The following is a 26,138-nucleotide window of genomic DNA, read 5'->3' as shown; positions in this document are numbered from 1 at the left end:
GTCAATCAGTCCTAGCCTGACGGTCATTGATCCTCCAACGGAATTCAGACCATGTCACCGCTGATTCGCTTATCCGCCTGTTTCATCGCCCTGATGATGGCCATGGGCATCGGGCGTTTCGCCCTCACCCCGCAACTGCCGCACCTGCTCAGCGAAGGCCAGATCGACCTGACCGCCGCCGGTCTGATTGCGGCGGCTAACTACCTCGGTTATTTGCTCGGTGCGGTGGATGCGATGTTTTCCCGGCGGCCGGATCAGGTGCAGCGGCGCCTGCATGGTGGCTTGTGGTTGTGTGTGTTGCTGACCCTGGCGTCGTTCTGGGCCAACGGTTTCTGGTCGCATCTGTTGCTGCGGTTCGGCACCGGAGTGGCCAGCGCCTGGGTGCTGGTGATGATTACTGCGTTGAGTCAGCCGCTGGCTGCGGCGGCGGGTCGTCCACGGTTGGGGGCGCTGGTGTTTGCCGGGCCGGGGTTGGGGATTTTTCTGACGGGGCTGTTGGCGCTGTTCTCACATCTGGCGCAGCAGACTTCCGCCACCTTGTGGCTGATCTATGCCGCCGTGGCGCTGGTGATGCTGCTGGGGATCGTGCGGATCCTGCCGCAACCGGGTGTCGGTGTGCCGGTCGCACCGACTGCGGTCGGTTCGTCAAATCGTGGCATTGGACGTTTGGCGCTGGTGTATGCCTTGTACGGCGTGGGCTACATCATTCCGGCCACGTTCCTGTCGCAGATGGCCAACGCGCAGTTCCACGGGCAATGGCAGGCGGATCTGTTCTGGCCGTGCTTCGGCCTCGGCGCCGCGATTGGTGTGCTGCTGGTGAGTTTGCGTCGGCACGATCCGGAAACCACCCGGCACTGGTTGATGGCGACTTTGTGGCTGCAGGCTGCGGGAGTTTTCGCTTGCCTGCTGGGCAGCGGCCTCGGTCTGGCACTGGGTGTGATCCTGTGCGGCACGCCGTTCCTGGCCTGCATGCAACTGGTGATGCAACGCTCCCGGGAACTGGCACCCCACGCCACCCAGCGCAACGCCGGCCTGCTCACCGCATGCTTCGCCGTCGGTCAGCTCAGCGGGCCGTTGCTGGCGGCGGTCAGCAGCCACTTCAGCGGTGGCCTGCAACCGGCGCTGGTGATCGCCGGCAGCGGCCTGCTGATTGCCGGCGGTCTGGCGTGCAAATCCGTTACGGCTGGCCGAGGGCTTTGCGCAAACGCCGACGCACCCACTGTTCCGCGCTGACGAAGGTGATGCCGAGCAACACCAGCACGGCACCGATGATGAAGTTCAGGCTCAGTTCTTCGCCGAGCAGCACCACGCCGAAGGTCACGCCAAACAACGGCGTCATGAAGGAAAACACCGCAAGGTTGGCCGCCAGATAACGGCGCAGCAGCCAGAACCAGGTCAGGTAACTGAAGAAAGACACCACCAGCCCCTGGAACAGCACGCTGCCCACCGCCACGGCGGTCAGGCTGACGTGGGTGATCTGGCCGCTGAGCAGTGCGATCAGCAACAGGCCGATGAAACCTACAATCAACTGGTAGAACAGGGTCAGGGTCACCGGCGCCTCCGACAGACGCGAAGCGCGCACCACCACGGTGGTCGCGCCCCAACTGGCACCGGCCAGCACGCCGAGAGCATCGCCCATCAACATGCGGCGGTCGAGGTTGTCCCACGACACGCCACCGGCAAACGCCACGGCAATCCCGACGAACGCCATGAAGATCCCCAGCCATTGCACCGGTCTTAGACGCTCGCTCGGCAACAGAAAATGCACGCCCAGCGCAGTGAAGATCGGCGCGGTGTAGAGGAACACCGACATGTGCGCCGCCGTGGTCAACTGCAAGCCTTCGGAGATGAACAGGAACTCCAGACCGAACAAGGCACCGGCCAGCAAGCCGCCGCGCCAGGTAGCACCGACCTGATCCCAGCCACCCTTCCAGCAGATGAGCAGTCCTACCAGCAACGCGGAAATTCCCGACCGCCCCGCCGCCTGCATCACCGGCGCAATGTCGGTCGCCGCCCATTTGATCATCACCTGCTGCACGCCCCAGATCAGGCACAGGCCGATCATCACTTGCAGGGCAAACCCGTCGGCACTGCGCCGACTGACGCTCACCTCGACACCTCGAACACACACGACATGGCAGTTTTTCCAATGGTCAAACAAAGCCCCGGCTCTTTGTCCGGGGCGAAAAAGGATGGCAGGGATTATCAACCAGTCGGACAGAAATTGCCGCCCGGCAAAGACATGCAATTGCCCTCTTGCGTCATGCCCGCCGTCAGCTTCGGCGAGCGACCCGAAACCCGACCGTACAGGCCAGCGCCGTGGCAAACGTCCCCCAGGCCCAATCCATCAGTGACACCTGCGCCGACCAGCCGCGCAACGTCGCCCAGTTGGTCAGGTCATAGGTGCCATAAGCCACCAGCCCGAGCAGCGCGCCCAAGCGGGCGGCGCGTTGCCAGGTCAGCGACGGCAGCACCACAAACACCACGCAGCCGAAAACGTACAGGCAATAAAAAACCGCTGCCGGGACCAGCAACGGTTTTTCGAGCATCAGCGAACCGAGCAGTTCGCGATAGGTCGGCGCCATCAGCACGCCGAGCCAGAGCCCGTCGAGCAGAAGAAACGCCAGCAGTGTGGCAACGTAGGCAATCAACGCTTTTTTCATCTGCCGATCTCAAGTAAGCCCATGCAACATGGGCCACGCAAGACTCAGGTTAGTTCAATGCGATCGGCATGAATGACGATCTGACCGTTCTTGTACAACGAACCGATGGCCTTCTTGAAGTTGCCCTTGCTGACACCGAACAGGCTGCTGATCAGTGCCGGATCGCTCTTGTCGCTGACGGCCAGGGTGCCATCGTTTTCGCGCAACTTGGCGAGGATCTTCGAGTTCAGGCTGCTGGCTGCTTCCTGCCCTACCGGTTGCAGGCTCAGGCTGATCTTGCCGTCGGCGCGCACTTCCTTGATGAAGCCTTTCTCGCGCATGCCGGCCCGCATGAACTTGAAGATTTCATTCTTGTGAATCAGACCCCAGTGCTTGTTGTTGATGATCGCCTTGAAGCCCATGTCGGTGGCTTCGGCGACCAGCAGATCAACTTCCTGCCCAGCGCTATAGTTGGCCGGGGTCTTGTCCAGATAACGATCCAGGCGCGCGGTGGCGGTGATGCGGCGGGTGTGCTTGTCGAGGTAGACATGCACCACGCAGTACTCGCCGGCGGTCAACTGGCGTTTTTCTTCGGAGTAAGGCAGCAGCAGATCCTTCGGCAGGCCCCAATCAAGGAACACACCGATGCTGTTGACTTCAACAACTTTCAAACTGGCAAATTCACCGACCTGAACTTTTGGTTTTTCAGTGGTGGCAATAAGTTTGTCATCACTGTCCAGATAAATGAAAACATTGAGCCAGTCTTCATCTTCGCTGGGAATATCTTTGGGGATATAACGGTTGGGCAAAAGAATTTCGCCGTCGGCACCGCCGTCCAGATATAAACCGAAGTTAGTGTGTTTAACCACTTGCAAACTGTTGTAACGCCCGACTAAAGCCATTTCCAATACCCTCATTGCGTGGGCGGCATTCTACCCGGTTTTGCCGTGCTGGTTGGCCGTCCGATCGGCCGGCCGCGCGAAAATCTGTGGGAAGCCTTGATTTTCCTGGATTTCGCGTTGGATGGGCGCCGCTCGTCAGGCCAGCGTGACGGCTTTCACGCGATCCCGACAGCGCCGAACATCATGGAATCGTTTAAATGTTGTTATTTAAAACAGCAGGTTAGCTGGGTATTTCGAATAATTAATCACGAATAATCCACCTGCCCACTGGGTTATTCCGGGGGATATTTACCAAGCAATTGTCAAGTTATTCCTGTACGATGCCTGGCCGAGTTACTTTTCTACAGGTTAATGGCCGCCATGCGTGTAAAAGCATCCTCCAGCAAAGCAAAGCCAGCTCCAGCCGTTGAAACCAGCGAATCGATCAACGATCAGATCGCGGCATTCCTCAAGTCCGGCGGCGAAATCCAGCAAATTGCCAAGGGCGTCAGCGGCCAGACGTTCGGCCCGTCCAAGCAGATCAGCCTGGGCAAGAAGTAACACCCCCGCAGCACACCAGTCCAAAGGCGCTTTGAGTTTCGAAGCGTCTGGACCGGATCCCTCGCAAGACCTCTCTCGCGTTTAATCAAACATTCAAAACAGCAGAAATCGACGAACGGCCCTCGATGCCGATCATTCGCCGGTATCCTTGCACGCGTCTGGATCAAGCGTTTCAGCAGGCTTTATCGCCCTGCGCTCGCTGCTCAAGGAGTGACGCATGCTCAAATCATCCTGTTTATTGCTTGTAGGCCTGTTGGCGAGCACGGCCGCGCACGCGCAGATTTTCCAGCGTGAACTCGGTGACTTCGACCTCAAGCTCGGCACCACGCCCAGCCGCAGCATGGCCCAGGGGCTGGTCAAACCTTCGGCAGTCGGCTCGTTCCACGGCGGTCTGGATCTTAGCCATGACAGCGGCCTGTATGTTGGCCAGTACGCACCGAGCATGGGCCTCACGCCGGGGAAGAATCTCGAAATCGACTCCTACGTCGGTTTTAAACAACCTTTCGATCAGACCCTCGGCTACGAAGTCGGGATGATCCATTACAGCTACCCCAAGGTCGACACCCTCGACAGCCAGGAACTGTTCGGTGGCCTGACCCTGCTCGGCAGCCGGATCGGCATCGCCCTGAGCAACGATCCGGATAAACAGAACAACACCCTGTTTGCCGACCTGGGCGGCAATCAGCCGTTCGGCATCGGGATCAGCATGAAATACACCACCCATCAACTCAACACGCCGGTCTCGGTGGACGGGGGTTATGTCAGCAGTTTTACCGATTGGTCGGTGAAACTTTCCCGGCCGTTCATGGGCATCGACCTCGACCTGATCTACAGCAATTCGAGCCTCAGCGGCAGCGATTGCTCGGCCTATTCCGGGCATAACAGTCAGTGTGACGGGCTGGTCACGCTCAAGGCCGAACGCCCGTTCTTTTGATGGGCTGAACTGCCGGGGCCATCCTGTGTTCACATGAGCATCAGACCCTCAAGGCTGGCTTTCGCAAGGACTCGCCCATGTCTAGCTGGTTCAAACGCATCGCGATTCTACTGATCCTGACCCTTGCCCTCGGCGCCTGCAGCCGTGTCGGCCTGGCTTATCGCAACCTCGACGTGATCATTCCGTGGACGCTCAGCGACTACCTGGACATGAACGGCGAGCAGAAGGACTGGTTCAACGAGCGACTCAAGGAACACTTGAACTGGCATTGCACCACGCAATTGCCGGGTTATCTCGATTGGCTGGATCGCTTGCAAACCATGGTCGAGACCAATCAGGTCACCGAGGCCGCGCTCCAGGCCCGCACCGCAGAAGCCAAGCAGGCGATCGCCGAAACCGCCCGGGAAATCACCCCGTCGGCGATTGAATTGCTGCAAGGGCTGGATGATCGGCAGGTCGCTGAAATGAACGACGCCTTTGCCAAGGATCTGCAAAAGCGCCAGCAGGAATACCTCAAGCCACCACTGGCGCAGCAGATTGCCGAACGAGGCGCGCGCATGGACAAGCGTCTCAACGATTGGCTCGGCCCGTTGAGCGCCAAGCAGGAACAGCGCGTGATGGCCTGGTCGACTTCCCTGGGCGATCAGAACACCCAGTGGATCGCCAACCGCGCCCACTGGCAAAAGCAGTTCAGCGCGGCAGTCGCGCAACGCAAAAGTCCTGAATTCCCACAACGGATCGAGACCCTTCTGGTCAATCGCGAGCGTTTATGGACCCCGGATTACCAAAAGGCCTACGCCAATACCGAGGCGCAGGCCCGTTCGCTTTTCGTCGATCTGATGGCAGAGAGCACGCCGCAGCAAAGGCAGCGCCTGTTGAAAAAAATCGAGGGGGTGCGCAAGGACTTCAATGATTTGAAGTGCCTGAAGGCTGCGCAAAAAAGCTGAGATCACTGAAAAACCCATGTGGGAGCGAGCAAGATCGCTCCCACATTTTTTTGTGCAAAGCCTCAGGCAATCTGCGCCTTGGAGGCCACCTCATCGAATGTCAGCTCATCCAGAGCATCTTCCTGCTCATCGAGCACCTGACGCGGATGATCGTTGCCGGGAATGCTGCTGTCGATCAGGCTCAACAGGCTGGAGCCACGCGGGGTCAGGCTGAAGTTGTTGCCGGTACTGCCTTCATCTTCGCCACGGGGCTCGATGTAGCCGCGCTCCAGCAGCAGCTTTTCGTAGTCGCAGGCGAGTGTTTTCAGGTGATCCAGATTCTCGATCGGCTCGCCCGCTGCCGCTTTTTCTGCCGCATAGTCTTCGGCGAATGACCGTGGCGCGAAGCTGTGGCCCGCGCCGTTCTGCACTTCATGCAGCAGGCGCTCAATCAAATCCCAGTTATAAGTCGTCATCCTGATTCAACCTCCGGTGCGCGTGATTTTTTGGCGCGTTCACAGGTTGTGACCGGAGCGCTGCGTCAGCGTTCAGGATTATTCCGCGCCCCGACCGACCGGCGGTCTGTCGATTTCGTGGGGTGTTGAACGACTAGTCTGAGACAGACGGTTTCAACCCCGCAGGAGAAATCATCATGAACGTTGAGAATCATCCGGTGGTGTCGCGCGAAGCATGGCTCGCCGCCCGCAAGCAGCATCTGGCCGATGAAAAGGCCTTCACCAGGGAACGCGACCGCCTCAGCGCCAAACGCCGCGCCCTGCCTTGGGTGAAGGTCGACAAGGATTACCGCTTCATGGGCCCGAACGGCGAATTGAAACTTGCCGACCTGTTCGGCAAACACAGCCAGCTCGTCGTTTACCACTTCATGTTCGCCAAGGGCTGGGAGGAAGGCTGCCCGGGCTGTTCATTCCTCAGTGACCACATCGACGGCGCCAACCAACACCTGGCCCATCACGACATTGCGCTGGTGGCGGTGTCCCACGCACCGTTCGCCGAATTCCAGGCCTTCAAGCGCCGGATGGGCTGGACATTCGACTGGGTGTCGTCGGACGGCTGCGATTTCAACTACGACTTTGGCGTGTGTGCCCGCGCTGAGGATGTCGAAGCAGGCAAGGCTACGTACAACTACGAAAAGACCGACAGCGCCGAGGAAGAAATGCCCGGGCTGAGCGTGTTCTATCGCGCTGACAACGGCGAGATTTTCCACACCTACTCAACCTATGCCCGCGGCCTGGACATGCTGGTCGGCGCCTACAACTACCTCGACCTCACGCCCAAGGGCCGGAACGAGGACGAGATCATGGAATGGGTGCGGCATCATGACCGCTACGATGGCGCCGCAAAATCCAGTTGCTGCCATGGAGACTGAGCCGCTAACACACTGAACTTTTCACGGTTGAAAACCCTCAACCGGTTAACCCGCCTTAACCGGAACTGAGGCCTGCTCCCATGAAAACCCTGCTCAAGCTCACCCTCGCCGCCACGCTTGCCTGCGCCCTGCCCGTCTGGGCCTGTACGCCGGAAGAAGCCACCGCCAAACGCGACCAACTGGCCAAGGAAGTCGCGAAGCTCACCGAGCAAAACCCGACCAAGGCCAAGGAGATCAACGCCGAGTTGCAGAAAATGGACCTGGGCACTGCCTCCGCCGATCTGCCGGACAAATGCCAGTTGATCGATCAGCGCTTGAAGGAACTGGGTTCGGCGGAGAAGAAAACCGAGGGATAACACCCGCTCAGACAACGGCAGGCTTTGGCATCGATCGGGCTGGATCGATACCAAAGCCTGCTTCCTTTTGTTCGGAAATTTGCATTAGTGCATTTTGTTATTTGCACAAATGCATATTCACACCTAGGGTTACCCCGAGCCTGATCGGAACCCGCCATCGGAGATGGCAACCCTTACCCACCGATCGCTCGGTAGTACCGTTATCCCGCAAACGCGGAACGTTTGTTTTCATTCATGGAGGATTGAAAAATGTTAACCACTGAAACAACGGCATTCACCGGCAACACCCTGCCCGAATGTCTGATCAGCCATCTGCTCGACCCGCAACTGGTCGAGGTCGAGGCGGCTGTACAACAACGCGCCCTCGCGGCCGCCAGCCTGAACTTCATGATGCAGCAACAGACCCAGACCAACTGGTGCTGGGCCGCCGCTTCCGCCTCGGTCGGCAATTATTACGGCCCCGGGTCCTGGACCCAATGCGCCGTTGCCAGCGCCGCACTGGACCGCAACTGCTGCAATCAACCGGGGCCGTGCAACGTCTACGGCTATCTGGACGTTGCGCTGAAGATCACCCGCAGTTTCAACGGTATGAATTCGGGCTCGCTGCAAATGTCGGCCATCCAGAACCAGATCAACATGGGCCGCCCGATCGGCCTGCGTTGCGCCTGGTACGGCGGCGGTGCGCACTTTCTGGCGATCTACGGCACCAACGGCAATTACGTGCTGGTTGCGGATTCGATCTACGGCTATTCGACCCGCGCCCTGAACTCGTTCCCCGGCTCCTACAACGGCGGCGGCAACTGGACCCACACCTACTTCACGGCGAAAAACCAGGGGGCGGCATCATGAAACTGACTTATCCAAAGGCGCCTTCCAACGGCGTGCAGACTTTGCGTCCGGCCCTGCAGGCCGCGTTGCAGACCCAGGGCTTTGGCGTCAATCGCCAGTTCGCCAGCGCCGCGCCCGCCGGGATCAGCCTCAGCGAGGCCTATCGCGGCTACTCGCTCAGTCTGGACGACTTGAGCCAGGGCAAAGGCCTGAAAAACGCCCGAGTGGGCGACTGGCATTACCTGGTGTTTTCCGGCGGGGTGTCGATTGCCGATGCGCAATTGGCCGAAGTACGCGGTCACGTCGAGTTCGCCTCGCTGAACCACGGCAACCTGGCGGCCGCCACGGTCGATGCGCTGAAACTGGCGGAGCAATCGCCGCAGTTGAAGGGCAAAACCGTTGAGCTGCGGATGCTGTTTGTGTCGGCGCTGCACTTTGTGGCGATCTGGCTGCATGCGGCGGGTGAAGACGTTTTGATTCCGATTGAGCCAACGCCAAAAGAACTGGCACTGACCGGGCTGTACAGCGAGGCCGCCCTGCTCGCACAGCTCAAACCGGCAGCCGATCAGGCCAAGCGGCGCTTTGATGCCGACACCACTGGCCTGCTGGGCAGCTAATAAACGCTGGCAATAAAAAACCCGGACCATGTCCGGGTTTTTCTTTGTCTGCCTGAAACGGCTTACTCAGCCGCTGGCGCTGCCGGTTTGCGGCGTTTCAGTGGGGCCATGCCGTCGCTGCTCACCAGAGCGTCCGGTTTCGGACGGTTGGCGCTCTTGCGCTTGGTCGGGGTTTTGGCGGCAGTTTTCTTCTTGTCGCCCTTGGCGTCGGTCTTTTTCTTCTTCACGCCGACGGCTTTGCCCGAGGCCTTGACCTTTTTCGGTCCGCCGTAGGTGCCTTTGACTTCCTTGATGGTGCGGCGCTCGAAGCTCTGCTTCAGATAACGCTCGATGCTCGACATCAGGTTCCAGTCGCCGTGGCAGATCAGCGAGATCGCCAGACCGTCGTTGCCGGCACGGCCGGTACGACCGATGCGGTGCACGTATTCGTCGCCGCTGCGTGGCATGTCGAAGTTGATCACCAGATCCAGGCCGTCAACGTCCAGACCACGGGCCGCCACATCGGTGGCCACCAGAATCTTCACGCCGCCCTGCTTCAGACGGTCGATCGCCAGTTTGCGATCCTTCTGGTCTTTCTCGCCGTGCAGCACGAACGCTTTGTATTCCTGGGCGACGAGGCGACCGTAGATGCGGTCGGCCATGGCCCGGGTGTTGGTGAAGACGATGGCCTTCTGATAAGTCTCGTTGGCCAGCAGCCAGTTGACGATCTGTTCTTTGTGCTGATTGTGGTCGGCGGTGATGATCTGCTGACGGGTGGTGTCGTTCAGCTGACTGACCGCGTTGAGCTGCAGGTGCTCGGGGTTGTTCAGCACCTTGGCGATCATCTCGCGCAGGCCGGAACCGCCGGTGGTGGCGGAGAACAGCATGGTCTGCTGACGGTTCGGACATTCATCGACCAGACGCTGCACGTCTTCGGCGAAACCCATGTCGAGCATGCGGTCGGCTTCGTCGAGCACCAGCACTTCGACTTCTTTCAGGTCGAGGTTGCCGGCGTTGAGTTGCTCGATCATCCGGCCCGGGGTGCCGATCAGGATGTCCGGCACCTTGCGCAGCATGGCGGCCTGGACCTTGAAGTCTTCACCGCCGGTGATCAGGCCGGACTTGATGAAAGTGAACTGCGAAAAGCGCTCGACTTCCTTCAGGGTCTGCTGGGCCAGCTCGCGGGTCGGCAGCAGGATCAGGGTCTTGATGCTGACGCGAACCTTGGCCGGGCCGATCAGGCGGTTGAGGATCGGCAGGACAAAAGCGGCGGTCTTGCCGCTACCGGTTTGCGCCGTCACCCGCAGGTCACGCCCCTGAAGCGCCAGCGGAATGGCCGCGGCTTGCACAGGCGTTGGCTCGACAAATTTCAGCTCGGCCACGGCTTTGAGCAGGCGTTCGTGCAGGGCGAATTGGGAAAACACGGGTGCTACCTCGAAGATATGCAAAAAATCAGCTGCATAGGTTACCGGTTTCGAGCGCTCAGGCCGAGTTTCTTTGTGAAATCCACGGTAATCAGTGGCTTTTTTGTTGCTCGATTTGTCTCCAACGGTAATACACAGCGTCTTAAATGCTCTAATCGCCCGTCGCGTCTTACAGAAGAATCGTTTCGCTCATGGATTTCAAACAGCTCTGGCTCAACGCCCAAGACCTCTGGGGTGCCCTCGATCAGCACCCGCTCCTGCACGCCGGCCTGGCGCTGCTCCTGTTGTTGGTGATCGCGCTGGTCCTCGGACGAGTGGCGCGCTACCTCATCCTGCATGCCAGCCGCATGCTCGGTCGCCAGCCCGCGTTGCACTGGATCAACGACTTTCGCCATAACAAGGTGTTTCAGCGTCTGGCGCAGATGACGCCATCGCTGGTGATCCAGTTCGGCCTGCACCTGGTGCCGGAACTGAGCAAGACCGCCATGGTGTTCCTCGGCAACGTGGCCCTGGCGTTCACCATTCTGTTCCTGCTGCTGTCGGTCAGCGCCCTGCTCAACGCACTGCTGGACATCTACGCCCGCACCGAACACGCCCGCACCCGCTCGATCAAGGGTTATGTGCAACTGGCGAAAATGGTCTTGTACGTGTTCGGCGCGATCATCATCGTCGCCACCCTGATCGACCGTTCGCCGCTGTTGCTGCTGTCGGGTCTGGGTGCGATGTCGGCGGTGATTCTGTTGGTCTACAAGGACACCCTGCTGTCGTTCGTCGCCAGCGTGCAACTGACCAGCAACGACATGCTGCGGGTCGGCGACTGGATCGAAATGCCGCAGGTCGGCGCCGATGGCGACGTGGTCGACATCACCCTGCACACAGTCAAGGTGCAGAACTTCGACAAGACCATCGTTTCCATCCCGACCTGGCGCCTGATGTCCGAGTCGTTCAGAAACTGGCGCGGCATGCAGCAGTCCGGCGGTCGACGAATCAAGCGCAGCCTGTTCATTGATGCCAGCGGTGTGCGCTTCATCCGCGACGACGAAGAAGAAAAACTGTCCCAGGTGCACCTGCTGACCGCCTACATGGGCCGCAAGAAAGCCGAGCTCAAGGCCTGGAACGAGGCGCAGGGCAACGTCGCGGCGATGTCGGCCAACCGCCGGCGCATGACCAACATCGGCACCTTCCGCGCCTATGCCTTGGCTTACTTGAAGAGTCATCCGGAGATCCAGCCGAACATGACCTGCATGGTCCGCCAGATGCAGACCACCGCCCAGGGCATTCCGCTGGAAATCTACTGCTTTACCACCACCACGGTGTGGGCCGATTACGAGCGGATCCAGGGGGATATTTTCGATTACCTGCTGGCGGTGCTGCCGGAGTTTGGGTTGAGTCTGTATCAGCAGCCGAGTGGTGGGGATTTGCGTTCCGGGATATTGCCGGCAGTCCTTGGCGCGAGCCATATTCCGGAAGCCGAAAAACATCTGATGTAACGCTTTCTTCAAACGCAAAAAAAGACGCAACCCCGGTTGCGTCTTTTTTTGTCCCGCCGATGTATCAGGCCTGCCGCTGCGGCGCCTTGTGCACCATGGTGTAGGCGTAATCGACGCCCATGCCGTACGCTCCGCTGTGTTCCAGCACCAGGTCCATCACTGCCTGATAAGTGTCTTTGTGCGCCCAGTCACGCTGGTACTCGAGCAGCACTTGCTGCCAGGTCACCGGTACTGCGCCCGCCTGAATCATCCGCTGTACCGACATGTCGTGGGCTTCTTTGGTAGTGCCGCCGGACGCGTCGGTGACGATGTACACCTCGTAGCCTTCAGCCAGGGCTTCCAGGGCCGGAAAGGTCAGGCAGACCTCGGTCCACAGCGCGGCGATAATCAGCTTTTTGCGCCCGGTGGCCTTCACGGCGTCAACCAGCGCCTTGTCTTCCCAGGAGTTCATCGAGGTGCGCTCGATCGGTTTCTGCTCAGGGTGTACTGCCAGCAATTCCGGCCAGATGTAGCCGCTGAAGCTTTCGGTTTCGACCGAGGTGTAAATGGTCGGCACGTTGAAGATCTTGGCAGCCTTGGCCAGGCCAACGGTGTTGTTCTTCAGGGTCTGACGGTCGATCGACTGTACGCCGAAAGCCATTTGCGGCTGGTGGTCGATCAGGATCAGGGCGGAGTTGGTTGGGTTCAGCAGTTCACGGATAGACATGGCGCGTTCCTTTTGATGTCGATTCAAAGTTTCGATTAGGTATTGGTGAGTCGAGGCGTTTTGCCGTCTGCGGCGTTGTTGTCTCGGCTTGGATGTCACTTTAGGGGCTAGCCTATAAAGGGACAATTCCCTAAAATCGAGAATCATTGATTCTAAAATAGGGACAATCATGGATCGCATCGAATGCATGCGCGCGTTCGTGGTGACGGTCGGCGAAAACGGCTTTGCAGCCGCCGCCCGGGCCATGGACGTGCCCCGCTCGAAAGTCAGCAAACAGATTCAGGCGTTGGAAGAAGCCATCGGTGTGCAGCTGCTGCAACGCACCACCCGCAGCCTGCACCTGACCGAAGCCGGTGCCGAATATTTCGAAGCGGCGCGGGAAGTGATTGCGGCACTGGACGAGGCCGAGCAGCGAGCGCGGGACGGGGTGGGCGAATTGCGCGGGGTGTTGCGGGTCAACGCACCGATGTCGTTCGGCCTGCGACGGCTGGGCAAGCTGATTCCGCTGTTCCACGAGCAGCACCCGAACATCGAGCTGCAACTGGTGCTCAGCGACCAGCAGGTCGATCCGGTGCGCGGCGGGTTCGACGTGACCATCCGCATCGCCAGCCTGCCCGACTCGACCATGATCGCCCGGCAACTGGCGCCGGCCCCACGAATCATGGTCGCCTCCCCCGCTTACCTCGAACGCGCGGGCACGCCGCAATCCCCGCAGGATCTGCGCTCACATCAATGCTTGAACTACGGCTATCTGCAGAGCGGTGTCAGCCTGCAACTGTGCAACGGCAAGGAGACCCAGCGCGTCAACGTGACCGGGCCGCTGCACGCCAACAACGGCGACCTGCTGGCGCAAGCGGCCGAGGCCGGCATGGGCATTGCGCTGCTGCCGGACTTCATCGTCGAAGAGGCATTGGCGGCCGGGCGGCTGGTGCCGGTGCTGTGCGAATGGCAAGCCCCGGCGATCACCATCAACGCGGTGTATTCGTCGGCGCGACGGGTGCCGCAGAAGACCCGGGCGTTTATCGAGTTTCTGGTGGGGCAACTGGCGCCGGCTTGCGAATCCCCAACCGGCTGATCCACACCGCCGCCAGAATCACGCTGCCACCGAGGAACAACCGCCCGAGCTCTTCATGCTGATTCCAGATCAGCAGGTTCAGCAGCAGCCCCACCGGCACGTGCAGGTTGTTCATCACCGCCAGGGTGCCGCCGTTGACCAGGCAGGCGCCCTTGTTCCACCAGTACAAACCGAGTGCGGTGGAGACCAGACCAAGGAACACCAGCACGCCCCATTGCAGCGGCGCTTCGGGCAGGAAGTTGGATTTACCGAACAGCAGGAACGCCGGCAACGCCACCGCCAGTGCACCGAGGTAGAAGAAGCCGAAACGTCGGTAGTGCGGCAGATCGCTCGGGTGTTTCGCCACCAGATGTTTGTACAGCACCTGCCCGGCGGCGTAGGTGAAGTTGGCCAGTTGCAGCAGCAAAAAGCCCATGAAGAAATCCGGGTTGATCCGGTCATAGCGAATCACCGCCGCGCCTGCGACCGCCACCAGTGCGGCGATCAGCGCCCACGGATTGAAGCGTCGGTTGAGCGCGTCTTCGATCAGCGTCACATGCAACGGCGTGAGGATGGTGAACAGCAGCACTTCCGGCACCGTCAGCACGCGGAAGCTCAGATACAGGCAGACGTAGGTCACGCCGAACTGCAATGCGCCGATCAGCAGCATGCCGCGCATGAACGCCGGTTCCACCGATCGCCAGCGGGTCAGCGGAATGAACACCAGCCCGGCCAGCACGACCCGCACCAGCACCGCGAAGTAGCTGTCGACATGACCGGCCAGGTATTCGCCGATCAGACTGAAGGAAAACGCCTGGATCAGCGTGACAAAAAGTAGATAGCCCATGCTCGCCTCGATTTCGAATGGCGGCGACGATAGCGTTTTTTGCCAGCCATCGCTAAATCCCGGGCAAAAAAAAGCCCGATCTCGCTAAAGCGTTCAATCGGGCTGCAGCACTCAGGAGCAACAAGTGCAAAGGGAGGTTCGATGCGCGTAGAGCCTTGAAGGGGTTGCGCCAGGTCACTAGAACAATCGGCGATTATCTGGCGATTAACATATCAAGCGACCTGGGACAGTTTGGCGTTGGCCTGGTTGAGGCCTTTCTCCTGGAAGTCGCCGCCCAGGTTCATGCCTTCGGCGTGGATGAAGGTCACGTCGTTAATGCCGATGAAGCCCATCACCTGACGCAGGTACGGTTCCTGATGATCCGCCGGGCCGCCAGCGTAGATCCCGCCGCGAGCGGTCAGCACGTAGGCACGCTTGCCGCTGAGCAGGCCTTGCGGGCCGGTTTCGGTGTACTTGAAGGTCACGCCGGCACGCAGTACGTGGTCGAGCCAGGCCTTCAGGGTGCTCGGAATGGCGAAGTTGTACATCGGCGCCGCCATCACCAGCACGTCGGCAGCCAGCAATTCATCGGTCAATTCGTTGGAACGGTCCAGCGAGGCCTGCTCGCTGTCGTTGCGCTGCTCGGCGGATTTCATCCAGCCGCCCAGCAGGTTGATGTCCAGGTGCGGCACCGGATTCACGGCGAGGTCACGTACGGTGATCTGATCGGCCGGATGCGCCGCTTTCCACTGACTGATGAAGGTCTGGGTCAGTTGACGGGAAACCGAGTCTTGCTGGCGGGCGCTGCTTTCGATGATCAGAACGCGGGACATGTTGTGTAGCCTCCATCCGAGAATGTTGTAAGTCGATGGAGTGAAGGTTAAACAGTGTCGTATCGATGAAAAAGCGCAAATAATTGCTGCAAAGCATCGAAAAATTCGTTTAGATGCAAGCCTTAGCCTGTGGAAGCCCGCTCCCACAGGCCCATGACGCTATTTCGGGGTGCAGCTCAGCTTGATGCGCAGCTTGATGATGGTCCGGGTGAACTTGGCCGTGGCGTTTTTATGCTTGCCCGCCGCCACCTCGATATTGCGCGTGCGCGGCGCCTCCGGGCCGTTGGTGAATACCACCTTGCAGGTTGCGTCGACGTCGCCGTAGTTGTTGACCTGGATGGAGCCGATGTCGTTATCGGTGTCGAACGCGTTGTAGTCGATCTTCAGGCCGTTGAGATCTTTCTCCACATCGATCGGGTACGCGAACGCAGTCAGCGGAAGCAGCGCCAGCAACACACAACAGAATTTTTTCATTCGGCAGTCTCCATGAGGGACCGCCAGCTTAGGACAAGAGGAGCTATTGATGAAAGCGCCCCGCGTGACCCTTGATCAATGGCGAACGTTGCAGGCCGTGGTCGACCACGGCGGATTCGCCCAGGCCGCCGAGGCCCTGCACCGCTCGCAATCGTCGGTGAGTTACACCGTCGCCCGCATGCAGGATCAGCTCGGCGTGCCGCTGTTGCGCATCGACGGCCGCAAGGCTGTGCTGACCGAAGCCGGCGGCGTGTTGCTGCGCCGCTCGCGACAACTGGTGAAACAGGCCAGCCAACTGGAAGACCTCGCCCATCATATGGAGCAGGGTTGGGAAGCCGAAGTGCGGCTGGTGGTGGACGCCGCCTACCCCAGCGCCCGTATCGTGCGCGCATTGACCGCGTTCATGCCGCAGAGCCGTGGCTGCCGGGTGCGTCTGCGTGAGGAAGTGCTGTCGGGCGTCGAAGAAGTGCTGCTCGAAGGCGTGGCCGATCTGGCCATCACCGGGCTGAGCATTCCCGGTTACCTTGGCGCGGAATTGAGTGATGTCGAATTCGTCGCCGTCGCCCATCCTGATCATGCGCTGCATCGGCTCAACCGCGAGCTGAGCTTTCAGGACCTGGAAACCCAGATGCAAGTGGTGATCCGCGACTCCGGCCGCCAGCAACCTCGGGACGTCGGCTGGCTCGGCGCCGAGCAGCGCTGGACCGTCGGCAGTCTCGCCACGGCTGCGACGTTCGTCAGCAGTGGCCTGGGATTCGCCTGGCTGCCACGCCACATGATCGAGCGGGAACTGAAAGACGGCTCGCTCAAGCTGCTACCGTTGGACAGAGGCGGCAACCGCAACTCCAGTTTCTATCTGTATTCGAACAAGGACAAACCCTTGGGCCCAGCCACGCAAATCCTCATCGAACTGCTGCGCACCTTCGACACCCTGCCGCTGGACGCACCGTTCGCCGCCCCCGAACAAGCCTGACATGGAGTTCACCGATGGCGTATTTCGAGCATGAAGGTTGCAACCTGCACTACGAGGAATATGGCCACGGCGATCCGTTGCTGCTGGTTCACGGTCTGGGCTCCAGCACCCTGGACTGGGAAATGCAGATTCCCGCCCTGGCCGCGCATTACCGGGTGATCGTCCCGGACGTGCGCGGTCACGGCCGCTCCGACAAGCCCCGCGAGCGCTACAGCATCGCCGGGTTCAGCGCCGACATCGTCGCCCTGATCGAGCATTTGAAACTCGGCCCGGTGCACTACGCCGGGTTGTCCATGGGCGGCATGATCGGCTTTCAGCTCGCCGTCGATCAGCCGCGGATGCTCAAGAGCCTGACCATCGTCAACAGCGCGCCCGAGGTCAAGGTGCGTACCCGCGACGATTACTGGCAGTGGTTCAAGCGCTGGAGCCTGATGCGTGTGCTCAGCCTCGCCACCATCGGCAAGGCCCTTGGCGCCAAGCTGTTCCCCAAACCGGAGCAGGCGGATTTGCGTCAGAAGATGGCCGAACGCTGGGCAAAAAACGACAAACGTGCTTATCTCGCCAGCTTCGATGCGATTGTTGGCTGGGGGGTCCAGGAACGACTTTCCCGGGTCACCTGTCCAACCCTCGTCGTCAGCGCCGACCGGGACTACACCCCCGTTTCGCTGAAAGAAACCTATGTCAGACTGCTGCCCGATGCGCGGCTGGTGGTGATCGCCGATTCGCGCCACGCCACCCCGCTCGACCAGCCCGAACGCTTCAATCAAACGCTGCTGGAGTTCCTCGCCACAGCCGAAAATCACCCTCAGGATCACTGACCCATGCTGAAAAAACTCGCCCTCGCCGCCGGCACCGTGCTGTTCGCTGCCAACCTGATGGCTGCCACGCCGGCAAAAGCACCGCACGTGCTGCTGGACACCACCAACGGCCAGATCGAAATCGAGCTGGATCCGGTCAAGGCGCCGATCAGTACCAAGAATTTCCTCGAGTACGTCGACAGCGGCTTTTACAACAACACGATTTTTCACCGCGTGATCCCGGGCTTCATGGCCCAGGGCGGCGGCTTCACCCAGCAGATGCAACAGAAAGACACCAAGGCCCCGATCAAGAACGAAGCCAGCAACGGTCTGCATAACGTTCGTGGCACCCTGTCGATGGCCCGTACTTCCAACCCGGATTCGGCCACCAGCCAGTTCTTCATCAACGTCGCCGACAACGCCTTCCTCGATCCGGGCCGTGACGCCGGTTACGCGGTGTTCGCCAAAGTGGTCAAGGGCATGGACGTGGTCGACATCATCGTCAACTCCCAGACCACCACCAAACAGGGCATGCAAAACGTGCCGGTCGACCCTGTGATCATCAAGTCGGCCAAGCGCATCGACTAAGCTTTACAGGGCATATCGAGCGGCGCTGACCTGATGTCACGCCGCTCACACTGATAAAAGGAGAGCCCGTGCTCCGGGCGGTTATCTGATGCTCTATCGCCGTTTCGAACAACTGATCGACATATTCCGCGACGCCCCGACGGCGTCTCCGCCGGACCGCGTTCTGCCCTTCTATACCTATTACCTGAAGCAGGTCTGGCCGAGTTTCGTCGCCCTGCTGATCGTCGGCCTGTTCGGCGCGTTGATCGAAGTGGCCCTGTTCAGCTACCTGAGCCGCATCATCGACCTCGCCCAGGGCACGCCGAACGTCGACTTCTTCAAGGTGCACGGCGTCGAACTGGCGTGGATGGCGGTGGTAGCGTTACTGCTGCGCCCGCTGTTCCTGGCGCTGCACGACATGCTGGTGCACCAGACCCTGAGCCCGAGCATGACCAGCCTGATTCGCTGGCAGAACCACAGTTACGTGCTCAAGCAGAGCCTGAATTTCTTCCAGAACGACTTCGCCGGGCGCATTGCCCAGCGCATCATGCAGACCGGCAACTCGCTGCGCGATTCCGCCGTGCAAGCGGTGGATGCGCTGTGGCACGTGCTGATCTACGCGATCAGTTCGCTGGTGCTGTTCGCCGAGGCCGACTGGCGTCTGATGATCCCGCTGCTGACGTGGATCGCCGCCTACATCGGCGCGCTCTATTACTTCGTGCCACGGGTCAAGGACCGCTCGGTGGAGGCTTCCGATGCGCGCTCTAAGTTGATGGGCCGGATCGTCGACGGCTACACCAACATCGCCACCCTGAAGCTGTTCGCCCACACCAACTTCGAACAGCACTACGCCCGCGAGGCGATTCAGGAACAGACCGAAAAAGCCCAGTTGGCCGGTCGCGTGGTCACCAGCATGGACGTGGTCATTACCACCATGAACGGCCTGCTGATCGTCGGCACCACCGCGCTGGCGCTGTGGCTGTGGACGCAATCGCTGATCAGCGTCGGCGCGATCGCCCTGGCAACCGGCCTGGTGATCCGCATCGTCAACATGTCCGGCTGGATCATGTGGGTGGTCACCGGCATCTTCGAAAACATCGGCATGGTCCAGGATGGTCTGCAGACCATCTCGCAACCGGTCAGCGTCACCGACCGGGAGCAGGCCAAACCGCTGGCCGTGGCCCGTGGCGAAGTGCGTTTCGAGCACGTCGATTTTCACTACGGCAAGAAGAAAGGCATCATCGGCGACCTCAACCTGACCATCAAACCCGGCGAGAAGATCGGTCTGATCGGCCCGTCCGGCGCCGGCAAGTCGACCCTGGTCAACCTGCTGTTGCGCCTGTACGACGTCGAGGGTGGGCGGATCCTGATCGACGGCCAGGACATCGCCGAAGTCGGCCAGGAAAGCCTGCGTGCGCGGATCGGCATGATCACCCAGGACACCTCGCTGCTGCACCGCTCGATCCGCGACAACTTGCTGTACGGCAAGCCCGACGCCACCGACGCCGAGCTCTGGGAAGCGGTGCGCAAGGCCCGCGCCGACGAGTTCATTCCGCTGCTGTCGGACGCCGAAGGACGCACCGGATTCGACGCCCATGTCGGCGAACGCGGGGTGAAACTGTCCGGCGGTCAGCGTCAGCGGATCGCCATTGCGCGGGTGCTACTCAAGGACGCGCCGATCCTGATCATGGACGAAGCGACCTCGGCGCTGGACTCGGAAGTGGAAGCGGCGATTCAGGAAAGCCTGGAAACCCTGATGCAGGGCAAGACCGTGATCGCCATCGCCCACCGCCTCTCGACCATTGCCCGGATGGACCGGCTGGTGGTGCTGGAGAACGGCAAGATCGCCGAAAGCGGCAACCATGCCGAACTGCTGGCCCATGGCGGGTTGTATGCGCGGTTGTGGGCGCACCAGACCGGAGGGTTTGTCGGCATCGATTGAACCGCGCTTCTGATCGTTCCCACGCGGAGCGTGGGAATGATCAATGTGAGATAAAACCGCCACAGCCCTTTAACTACGGGCTCTGGCGGTTTTTTATCGCCTGCTGGAAATTCGCATGAACCCTGCTGTACTGACCCAAGGCTCCGGAACGGAACCTGTCGTAAATCTGCAAGGAAGCACCACTCGATCCAGTCTCGATAGTACGTCTATCAAGGACACTCTCATGTCTCTGTTCAAACGTTCAGTCACTGAGTTGTTGGGTACGTTCTGGTTAGTGTTGGGCGGTTGCGGCAGTGCCGTAATTGCCGCGTCTTCACCCTTGGGAATCGGCGTGCTGGGGGTCGCCCTGGCGTTTGGTCTGACGGTGCTGACGATGGCGTTTGCCATAGGCCACATCAGCGGCTGTCACCTCAACCCGGCCGTGTCGGTCGGTCTGGTCGTCGGCGGTCGGTTCCCGGCCAAGGAACTGCCTGCCTACGTCATCGCCCAGGTGATCGGCGGGATTCTGGCAGCGGCACTGCTCTACCACATCGCTAGCGGCAAGGAAGGCTTCGACATCGCCGCCGGCCTGGCCTCCAACGGTTATGGCGAGCACTCGCCGGGCAAATATTCGATGGCCGCCGGCTTCGTCACCGAGCTGGTGATGACCGCCATGTTCGTGGTGATCATCCTCGGCGCCACCGACAAACGCGCTCCGGCGGGACTGGCACCTATCGCCATTGGCCTGGCCCTGACGCTGATCCACCTGATCTCGATTCCGGTGACCAACACCTCGGTCAACCCCGCCCGCAGCACCGGCCCGGCGCTGATGGTCGGCGGCTGGGCCATCGCGCAGTTGTGGATGTTCTGGGTCGCGCCGCTGCTCGGTGCGGTGGTTGGTGGCGTGATCTATCGCTGGTTAGGCAAGGAAGACAACTGAGGGAGTCGGCGAGGATCAGACTTGCCGATAAGGCAAGGCGCTCCTCGCCTCTTCCGCATAAGCCAGTACACCGGCGCGCTCCTGGTGCAGGAAGTCTTTGACCGCGGCTTTCAAACCGGGATGACGCAGGTAATGCCAGGAATGGGTGATCACCGGTTCAAAGCCGCGAATCAGTTTGTGCTCGCCCTGGGCACCGGCATCGAAGCGCTGAAAACCCTGGGCAATCGCATAATCCATCCCCTGATAGAAACAGGTCTCGAAGTGCAGCCGGTCGAACTCGGCCAGGCATCCCCAATAACGCCCGTAAAAGCTGTCGCCGCCCACCAGGCTGAACGCCATCGCCACCGGCCGTGAGCCCTGCCGGGCCAGTACCACGCGAATCGATTCCGGCATGCGCTCGGCCAGCAGGCTGAAGAATTCCCGGGTCAGATACGGCGCCTGCCGACGCACCGCGTATGTATTGGCGTAACAGGCAAAGACGAAATCCCACTGCGCCTCGTCCAGTTCGCGGCCTTCCAGCCATTCGAACTCGAAGCCCTGTCCCGTCACTTGTTCGCGCTCCTTGCGCATCTGCTTGCGCTTGCGTGAGGCGAGCACGTCGAGGAAGTCCTGAAAGTCGCGGTAGCCGCGATTCTGCCAGTGGTACTGACAGCCGATGCGTTGCAGCCAGCCCGGCTGCTCGGCCATCGCGGCATCGGTAAACGCGTCGGTGAAGTTGATGTGAGCACTGGAGAGCTCTTCGATTTCCAGATACCCCGGCAGGCTCTTGAGCAGTTCAAATCCATCTTCGACATTCGCTGCCAACAACCGTGGGCCGCTGACCGGGCTGAACGGCACGGCGCTGAGGAACTTGGGGTAGTAATCGATGCCGGCCCGGGCGCAGGCATCGGCCCAGCCGTGATCGAACACGTATTCCCCGTAGGAGTGCCACTTGCGATAACCGGGCAACGCGGCGATCACGCGCCCCGCTTCGACGTGCAGCAAATGCTCCGCTTGCCAGCCGGTGTGCGGGCCGACGCTGCCGCTGTCCTCCAGCGAAGCCAGGAAGGCGTGGCGCAGAAACGGCTGGTTTTGCGGGACCAGAACATCCCAGTCGGACGCTGGAATTTCCGACAGTTTATGCAGACGTTGCAGCGGCATTTTCCTCTCCACTTTCGGGCGTGAACGCCCGGCGAGTATCGCTGATCGGCGGGGCGTTGCCCACGTCCGATTACGCGACAGCGCTCTAAATCAATAGTTCACGGCAGTTTTGTATCGTCATCAACCTGCCATCATCGTGCCACTGCTCTGTCATAAACCATCGCGATACTGGCGCCTGTTTTTAGAGCGCCGGGTTCTACCCCGGACACTGTTTTCCGACCGTCAAACCGTCGGTTGTGCCCAGGATGGTTCAGCCATCCCCTTTTCATCTTCGGAGATTGCTATGCGTCTTGCTTCCACGAAAACTGCGGCGGCCCTGTGCGGTGGCCTGTTGCTGGCCATGAGTGTTCCGGCCAGTGCCGCAGTCGACGCCAAACTGCTCGACATGCTCAAGGCTAACGGTTCTATTTCCCAGGCGCAGTACGTTGAACTGCAAACTGAACTGGCCAAGGATCAGAAGGCCCAGCAGATCGCGCAACAAGCGCAGCAAGAGACCAACGAGCAAATCGCGGCGACCGCGAAGAAAACCAACGAGCTCACCAGTTTCGACCAGAAACTGGCCTGGGCCGCCAAGACCCAGTTCAAGGGTGACGTGCGTATCCGTCAGGAAACCATCAAGATCGACGGCGAGCCGAACAACGGCGGCCGCGACAAGGATCGCCAGCGCATCCGTGCCCGTCTGGGTGCGTACACCGAGATCAACCCGCAAGTCGACACCGGCATCCGTATCGCCACCGGCGGCGGCGACGACGCCCGTTCGACCAACCAGGACCAGGACAACTACTTCGACAAGAAGCAGATCTGGCTCGACCTGGGCTACATCGACTACCACCCGGACCAGATCAAGAACCTGCACATCATCGGCGGCAAGATGCTGCAACCGTGGGTGAGCATGGGCGACGTGATCTGGGACAGCGACATCAACCCGGAAGGTCTGGCCGTTACCTACAAGTATCCATTGGGCAGCAGCGTCGAACTGTTCGGCAGCCTGGGTAACTACAACCTCAAGGACAACGTCGATGGCGACGGCGTGCAGTTCCGTCACGACCTGCGCCTGACCGCCGGCCAATTGGGCAGCCGCTTCGCCATCACCGACAACCTGAAACTGACCCTGGGCGGCAGCGTCTACGCCTACCAGAACGACGAAGACAGCCGTTGCACCGGCACCTCCACGCCGTGCGCCCTGGCCGTCAACGGCAACTCGGCCGACAACGAATTCCGTCTGTACGAAGGCTTCAGCCAGGTCGACATCGGCGGCCTGCCAATGCCGCTGTCGTTCTACGGTCAGTACGTGAAGAACAACGATGCAGTGACCGATCAGGACACCGCGTGGCTGGTAGGTGCCAAGTCGAAGGTCTTCGGCCTGAACCTCGACTACAACTATCGTGACGTGCAGCGTAACGCTGTGGTCGGCGCCTTCACCGATTCGGACTTCGCCAACGGCACCACCGGTTCCCGTGGCCACAAGTTCAAGGTCGGCTACGACATCGACAAAAACTTCGCCATTGGTGCGACTTACTTCCTGACCAAGGCCGACTTCTCCAGCCGTACCCAGCGTGATGCAGACACCAACACCCTGCAGCTGGACGCGGAAGCGAAGTTCTAAGCAACCCGGCAACAGACTTCAAACGATGGGTTTACATCCGGTTCCATCGTTTGAAGAGGCTTCAACAGACTGGCGCGGCCGCAGCGATCCCCATCATCCGTTCGCTGCGGCCGCGCCAGTCTGTGATTTCAGGATCGATCCTTGCGCCGCAGCGCTGCCAGCTGCTCGGCCAACGCGTCCACGCCCTCTTCAGGCTTTTGCGGCATCGCTCGCAATGTCGCCTGCATCAAACGCATCTGGCGAATGAAACGCCGGCAATTGCGGCAGAACATCAGGTGATGACGCACCATCAACTTCTCGCGAAAGCTCAACTGGCCATCGAGATAATCGCTGGATCGCGCCACTTGCTCCTTGCAGGTCAACATTCTCCCGTCTCCTCAAAATGCTCCACGGTCGCGAAGACCTTCAAGCGTGCCCTGTGCAGCAACACGCGGACATTGGAGAGCGAGATCTCCAGAAGATTACAGATGTCCTCCAGCTCCAGACCCTGACGCTCGCGCAGCGTGAGCACACTGCTCTGAAGTTCGGAGAGACTGAGCAACGTATGCTCCAGGCATTCACGCAGCTCGCCTTCTGTCAGCAACGCTTCGGGCGTGTCCTGGTGCCAGGCGAACGGTGCGACCAGCCAGTGACCGTCGCCGGGAGAGAAGCGATTGTCGTCGATGGTGCCGTGGGGGGACGGCAGATCATCCAGCAACACTTCGCGACGATTGAGTTTGTAGCGGCTCTTGGCCGAGTTGGCGGTGATGGTCAGCAGCCAGGTCTTGAGACTGGAGCGCCCCTCGAAACGGCCGATATTACGCACCACCGACAGCCACGCGTCCTGCACCACTTCCTCGACATGGCGCTGGCCGACAATCGCGTAGGCGACCGCGCGCATGGGGCTTTGATAGGTGCTGACCAGTTCCTTGAAGGCTTTCTGTTCGCCTGCCAACAACCGCTCGAGCAGTTGTGTGTCGTCAACCGCCATCCATCAATCCCCTTTTCCTGACTCCGAAAATGATAGCGGCAGGATCTCTCCTGCCGCCAGTTTCGAAAATTACAGCGCTCGCGCCGATTCGGATGTAGGAAACGTCAGCGCGATTAAGAGGAAATGAACTCGCTCTTAGCGTTTACGCAGAATCACGCTACCAATCGAGTAACCGGCACCGAACGAACTCAGCACCGCCAGCGAACCGGCCGCCAGATCGTCCTGATATTTGTGGAACGCGATCACGGAACCGGCGGAGCTGGTGTTGGCGTAGGTGTCGAGAATCACCGGGGCTTCTTCTTCGGTGGCCTCGCGGCCCAGCAGCTTGCGCACGATCAGGTGGTTCATGCTCAGGTTGGCCTGGTGCAGCCAGAAGCGCTTCACGTCACCGACGTTGAGCTTGTTCTCTTCCAGATGCTCGCCGATCAGCTCGGCCACCATCGGGCAGACATCCTTGAACACCTTGCGGCCTTCCTGCACGAACAGTTTGTCGCGGGCGCCGATGCCCTCTTCCGCCGCGCGGTTGAGGAAGCCGAAGTTGTTGCGGATGTTGTTGGAAAACTTGGTCAGCAGTTTGGTGCTGACCACATCGAACTGGTGTTTCGACGTCGCCAGATCGGCGCGCTCGATGATCACCGCCGTGGCGGCGTCACCGAAGATGAAGTGGCTGTCGCGGTCACGGAAGTTCAGGTGACCGGTGCAGACTTCCGGGTTGACCATCAGGATCGCCCGGGCCTGGCCCAGTTGCACGGTGTTGGCCGCTTGCTGGATGCCGAAGGTCGCCGACGAGCAGGCCACGTTCATGTCGAAACCGAAACCCTGGATGCCCAGCGCTTCCTGGACTTCGATGGCGATGGCCGGGTAGGCGCGCTGCAGGTTGGAGCAGGCGACAATCACGCCGTCGATGTCGGCGGCGGTCTTGCCGGCACGTTGCAGAGCTTGTTCGGCAGCGCCGATGGCCATCTGGCAGAGTACCGACCATTCGTCGTTGGAACGCTCCGGCAGCCGTGGCGCCATGCGCGCAGGGTCGAGGATGCCGTCCTTGTCCATGACAAAGCGGCTCTTGATGCCGGAAGCTTTTTCGATGAACGCGGCGCTGGACTCGGTCAGGGCCTGGACTTCGCCGCTGGCGATGGCGTCGGCGTTGTCCGCGTTGAACTGGGCGACGTAGGTATTGAAAGACTGCACCAGCTCTTCGTTGGAGATGCTGTTGGCCGGAGTGTACAGGCCGGTGCCGCTGATGACGACGTTATGCATGGTCGTTTCTCTAATCTGTTCAGGCAGAAAGTGCTGGCACCGACGTGCC

The 26,138-nt window shown here is 60.4% G+C and carries 29 protein-coding genes; 16 read left to right on the top strand and 13 right to left on the bottom strand.

Annotated features, from left to right (window positions below):
- The first annotated feature begins 51 nt into the window (after nucleotides 1-51).
- Entirely contained in the window at nucleotides 52-1,233 is a 1,182-nt protein-coding gene (locus CAG25_RS12290; protein WP_085611572.1) for an MFS transporter, read from the top strand.
- Here the strand turns inward: CAG25_RS12290 and CAG25_RS12285 are convergent.
- The 3 genes from CAG25_RS12285 to CAG25_RS12275 all read right to left on the bottom strand — a co-directional run bounded on the left by CAG25_RS12285 (nucleotide 1,178) and on the right by CAG25_RS12275 (nucleotide 3,544).
- Nucleotides 1,178-2,110, bottom strand: coding sequence for a DMT family transporter (locus CAG25_RS12285; protein ID WP_064594237.1), 933 nt, complete (start codon nucleotides 2,108-2,110; stop codon nucleotides 1,178-1,180). The genes CAG25_RS12290 and CAG25_RS12285 overlap by 56 nt on opposite strands.
- 163 nt (nucleotides 2,111-2,273) lie before the next feature.
- Entirely contained in the window at nucleotides 2,274-2,663 is a 390-nt protein-coding gene (locus CAG25_RS12280; RefSeq protein WP_085611573.1) for a DUF2177 family protein, read from the bottom strand.
- A gap of 44 nt (nucleotides 2,664-2,707) precedes the next feature.
- Complete coding sequence (locus tag CAG25_RS12275; RefSeq protein WP_074691138.1) at nucleotides 2,708-3,544, bottom strand: S1 RNA-binding domain-containing protein; 837 nt, start codon at nucleotides 3,542-3,544, stop codon at nucleotides 2,708-2,710.
- Between the two features lie 351 nt (nucleotides 3,545-3,895).
- Here CAG25_RS12275 and CAG25_RS12270 point away from each other — a divergent pair, with 351 nt between their 5' ends.
- The 3 genes from CAG25_RS12270 (at nucleotide 3,896) to CAG25_RS12260 (ending at nucleotide 5,965) form a co-directional block, all read left to right on the top strand.
- Nucleotides 3,896-4,084 carry a hypothetical protein gene (locus CAG25_RS12270; RefSeq protein WP_170844885.1) on the top strand — a complete coding sequence of 63 codons (189 nt, stop codon included), beginning with the start codon at nucleotides 3,896-3,898 and terminating at the stop codon, nucleotides 4,082-4,084.
- Between the two features lie 217 nt (nucleotides 4,085-4,301).
- Complete coding sequence (locus CAG25_RS12265; protein ID WP_039772546.1) at nucleotides 4,302-5,018, top strand: TorF family putative porin; 717 nt, start codon at nucleotides 4,302-4,304, stop codon at nucleotides 5,016-5,018.
- Nucleotides 5,019-5,095: 77 nt separating this feature from the next.
- The gene (locus CAG25_RS12260) at nucleotides 5,096-5,965 is read left to right on the top strand and encodes a DUF6279 family lipoprotein (protein WP_085611574.1); all 870 of its coding nucleotides are present in this window, start codon (nucleotides 5,096-5,098) and stop codon (nucleotides 5,963-5,965) included.
- A gap of 62 nt (nucleotides 5,966-6,027) precedes the next feature.
- Here CAG25_RS12260 and CAG25_RS12255 read toward each other — a convergent pair whose 3' ends face one another.
- Entirely contained in the window at nucleotides 6,028-6,420 is a 393-nt protein-coding gene (locus CAG25_RS12255; RefSeq protein ID WP_039772548.1) for a hypothetical protein, read from the bottom strand.
- Between the two features lie 176 nt (nucleotides 6,421-6,596).
- On the opposite strand from CAG25_RS12255, the gene CAG25_RS12250 reads away from it, so the two are divergent.
- From CAG25_RS12250 to CAG25_RS12235, 4 genes are all read left to right on the top strand, one after another.
- The gene (locus CAG25_RS12250) at nucleotides 6,597-7,331 is read left to right on the top strand and encodes a thioredoxin family protein (RefSeq protein WP_085611575.1); all 735 of its coding nucleotides are present in this window, start codon (nucleotides 6,597-6,599) and stop codon (nucleotides 7,329-7,331) included.
- Between the two features lie 80 nt (nucleotides 7,332-7,411).
- Nucleotides 7,412-7,687, top strand: coding sequence for a hypothetical protein (locus CAG25_RS12245; RefSeq protein WP_085611576.1), 276 nt, complete (start codon nucleotides 7,412-7,414; stop codon nucleotides 7,685-7,687).
- A 249-nt stretch (nucleotides 7,688-7,936) separates the two neighbouring features.
- The gene (locus CAG25_RS12240; RefSeq protein WP_085611577.1) at nucleotides 7,937-8,536 is read left to right on the top strand and encodes a papain-like cysteine protease family protein; all 600 of its coding nucleotides are present in this window, start codon (nucleotides 7,937-7,939) and stop codon (nucleotides 8,534-8,536) included.
- A complete protein-coding gene (locus CAG25_RS12235) occupies nucleotides 8,533-9,132 on the top strand; it encodes a hypothetical protein (protein WP_085611578.1) in 600 nt (199 codons plus the stop codon). Before CAG25_RS12240 ends, CAG25_RS12235 begins: the two co-directional genes overlap by 4 nt.
- A gap of 62 nt (nucleotides 9,133-9,194) precedes the next feature.
- On the opposite strand, the gene CAG25_RS12230 is transcribed toward CAG25_RS12235, so the two are convergent.
- Complete coding sequence (locus tag CAG25_RS12230) at nucleotides 9,195-10,535, bottom strand: DEAD/DEAH box helicase (RefSeq protein WP_011332966.1); 1,341 nt, start codon at nucleotides 10,533-10,535, stop codon at nucleotides 9,195-9,197.
- Nucleotides 10,536-10,726: 191 nt separating this feature from the next.
- Between CAG25_RS12230 and CAG25_RS12225 the strand changes: the two genes are divergently transcribed.
- Nucleotides 10,727-12,025, top strand: coding sequence for a mechanosensitive ion channel family protein (locus CAG25_RS12225; protein ID WP_064594211.1), 1,299 nt, complete (start codon nucleotides 10,727-10,729; stop codon nucleotides 12,023-12,025).
- A 64-nt stretch (nucleotides 12,026-12,089) separates the two neighbouring features.
- Here the strand turns inward: CAG25_RS12225 and CAG25_RS12220 are convergent, their stop codons facing one another.
- Complete coding sequence (locus CAG25_RS12220) at nucleotides 12,090-12,731, bottom strand: hydrolase (RefSeq protein WP_007956548.1); 642 nt, start codon at nucleotides 12,729-12,731, stop codon at nucleotides 12,090-12,092.
- A gap of 169 nt (nucleotides 12,732-12,900) precedes the next feature.
- Here CAG25_RS12220 and CAG25_RS12215 point away from each other — a divergent pair, with 169 nt between their 5' ends.
- On the top strand, nucleotides 12,901-13,806 hold the full coding sequence (locus CAG25_RS12215) for a LysR family transcriptional regulator (protein WP_007956547.1): 906 nt from the start codon (nucleotides 12,901-12,903) through the stop codon (nucleotides 13,804-13,806).
- On the opposite strand, the gene CAG25_RS12210 is transcribed toward CAG25_RS12215, so the two are convergent.
- The 3 genes from CAG25_RS12210 to CAG25_RS12200 all read right to left on the bottom strand — a co-directional run bounded on the left by CAG25_RS12210 (nucleotide 13,751) and on the right by CAG25_RS12200 (nucleotide 15,918).
- Nucleotides 13,751-14,632, bottom strand: a complete 882-nt coding sequence (locus tag CAG25_RS12210) for a carboxylate/amino acid/amine transporter (protein WP_085611579.1) — start codon at nucleotides 14,630-14,632, stop codon at nucleotides 13,751-13,753. The two genes, CAG25_RS12215 and CAG25_RS12210, sit on opposite strands and share 56 nt — an antisense overlap.
- A 212-nt stretch (nucleotides 14,633-14,844) precedes the next feature.
- Nucleotides 14,845-15,444 carry an FMN-dependent NADH-azoreductase gene (locus CAG25_RS12205; RefSeq protein WP_011332962.1) on the bottom strand — a complete coding sequence of 200 codons (600 nt, stop codon included), beginning with the start codon at nucleotides 15,442-15,444 and terminating at the stop codon, nucleotides 14,845-14,847.
- Between the two features lie 159 nt (nucleotides 15,445-15,603).
- Entirely contained in the window at nucleotides 15,604-15,918 is a 315-nt protein-coding gene (locus CAG25_RS12200; RefSeq protein WP_011332961.1) for a hypothetical protein, read from the bottom strand.
- Between the two features lie 49 nt (nucleotides 15,919-15,967).
- On the opposite strand from CAG25_RS12200, the gene CAG25_RS12195 reads away from it, so the two are divergent.
- The 5 genes from CAG25_RS12195 to aqpZ all read left to right on the top strand — a co-directional run bounded on the left by CAG25_RS12195 (nucleotide 15,968) and on the right by aqpZ (nucleotide 21,116).
- Nucleotides 15,968-16,891, top strand: a complete 924-nt coding sequence (locus tag CAG25_RS12195; RefSeq protein WP_011332960.1) for a LysR family transcriptional regulator — start codon at nucleotides 15,968-15,970, stop codon at nucleotides 16,889-16,891.
- A gap of 14 nt (nucleotides 16,892-16,905) precedes the next feature.
- Complete coding sequence (locus CAG25_RS12190; protein ID WP_085611580.1) at nucleotides 16,906-17,709, top strand: alpha/beta fold hydrolase; 804 nt, start codon at nucleotides 16,906-16,908, stop codon at nucleotides 17,707-17,709.
- A gap of 3 nt (nucleotides 17,710-17,712) precedes the next feature.
- Nucleotides 17,713-18,276, top strand: a complete 564-nt coding sequence (locus CAG25_RS12185; protein WP_011332958.1) for a peptidylprolyl isomerase A — start codon at nucleotides 17,713-17,715, stop codon at nucleotides 18,274-18,276.
- An 88-nt stretch (nucleotides 18,277-18,364) separates the two neighbouring features.
- Nucleotides 18,365-20,197: an ABC transporter ATP-binding protein gene (locus tag CAG25_RS12180; protein WP_085611581.1), complete on the top strand. Its 1,833-nt coding sequence runs from the start codon at nucleotides 18,365-18,367 to the stop codon at nucleotides 20,195-20,197.
- A gap of 223 nt (nucleotides 20,198-20,420) precedes the next feature.
- Nucleotides 20,421-21,116, top strand: a complete 696-nt coding sequence (aqpZ, locus tag CAG25_RS12175) for an aquaporin Z (protein WP_085611582.1) — start codon at nucleotides 20,421-20,423, stop codon at nucleotides 21,114-21,116.
- Nucleotides 21,117-21,131: 15 nt separating this feature from the next.
- Here aqpZ and CAG25_RS12170 read toward each other — a convergent pair whose 3' ends face one another.
- On the bottom strand, nucleotides 21,132-22,256 hold the full coding sequence (locus CAG25_RS12170; RefSeq protein WP_085611583.1) for a GNAT family N-acetyltransferase: 1,125 nt from the start codon (nucleotides 22,254-22,256) through the stop codon (nucleotides 21,132-21,134).
- Nucleotides 22,257-22,539: 283 nt separating this feature from the next.
- Here CAG25_RS12170 and CAG25_RS12165 point away from each other — a divergent pair, with 283 nt between their 5' ends.
- Entirely contained in the window at nucleotides 22,540-23,862 is a 1,323-nt protein-coding gene (locus CAG25_RS12165; RefSeq protein ID WP_085611584.1) for a putative porin, read from the top strand.
- A gap of 128 nt (nucleotides 23,863-23,990) precedes the next feature.
- On the opposite strand, the gene CAG25_RS12160 is transcribed toward CAG25_RS12165, so the two are convergent.
- The 3 genes from CAG25_RS12160 to CAG25_RS12150 form a co-directional block, all read right to left on the bottom strand.
- Nucleotides 23,991-24,227, bottom strand: a complete 237-nt coding sequence (locus CAG25_RS12160; RefSeq protein ID WP_085611585.1) for an anti-sigma factor — start codon at nucleotides 24,225-24,227, stop codon at nucleotides 23,991-23,993.
- Entirely contained in the window at nucleotides 24,221-24,832 is a 612-nt protein-coding gene (locus tag CAG25_RS12155; protein WP_085611586.1) for an RNA polymerase sigma factor, read from the bottom strand. Before CAG25_RS12155 ends, CAG25_RS12160 begins: the two co-directional genes overlap by 7 nt.
- Nucleotides 24,833-24,967: 135 nt before the next feature.
- Nucleotides 24,968-26,089, bottom strand: coding sequence for a beta-ketoacyl-ACP synthase III (locus CAG25_RS12150; RefSeq protein ID WP_064594196.1), 1,122 nt, complete (start codon nucleotides 26,087-26,089; stop codon nucleotides 24,968-24,970).
- Nucleotides 26,090-26,138 lie beyond the last annotated feature (49 nt).

The organism is Pseudomonas sp. B16(2017), assembly GCF_002113205.1.
Taxonomy (GTDB): domain Bacteria; phylum Pseudomonadota; class Gammaproteobacteria; order Pseudomonadales; family Pseudomonadaceae; genus Aquipseudomonas; species Aquipseudomonas pharyngis.
Note: the sequence above shows the minus strand (reverse complement) of the source record. Positions and strands in the feature narration are given on the sequence as shown.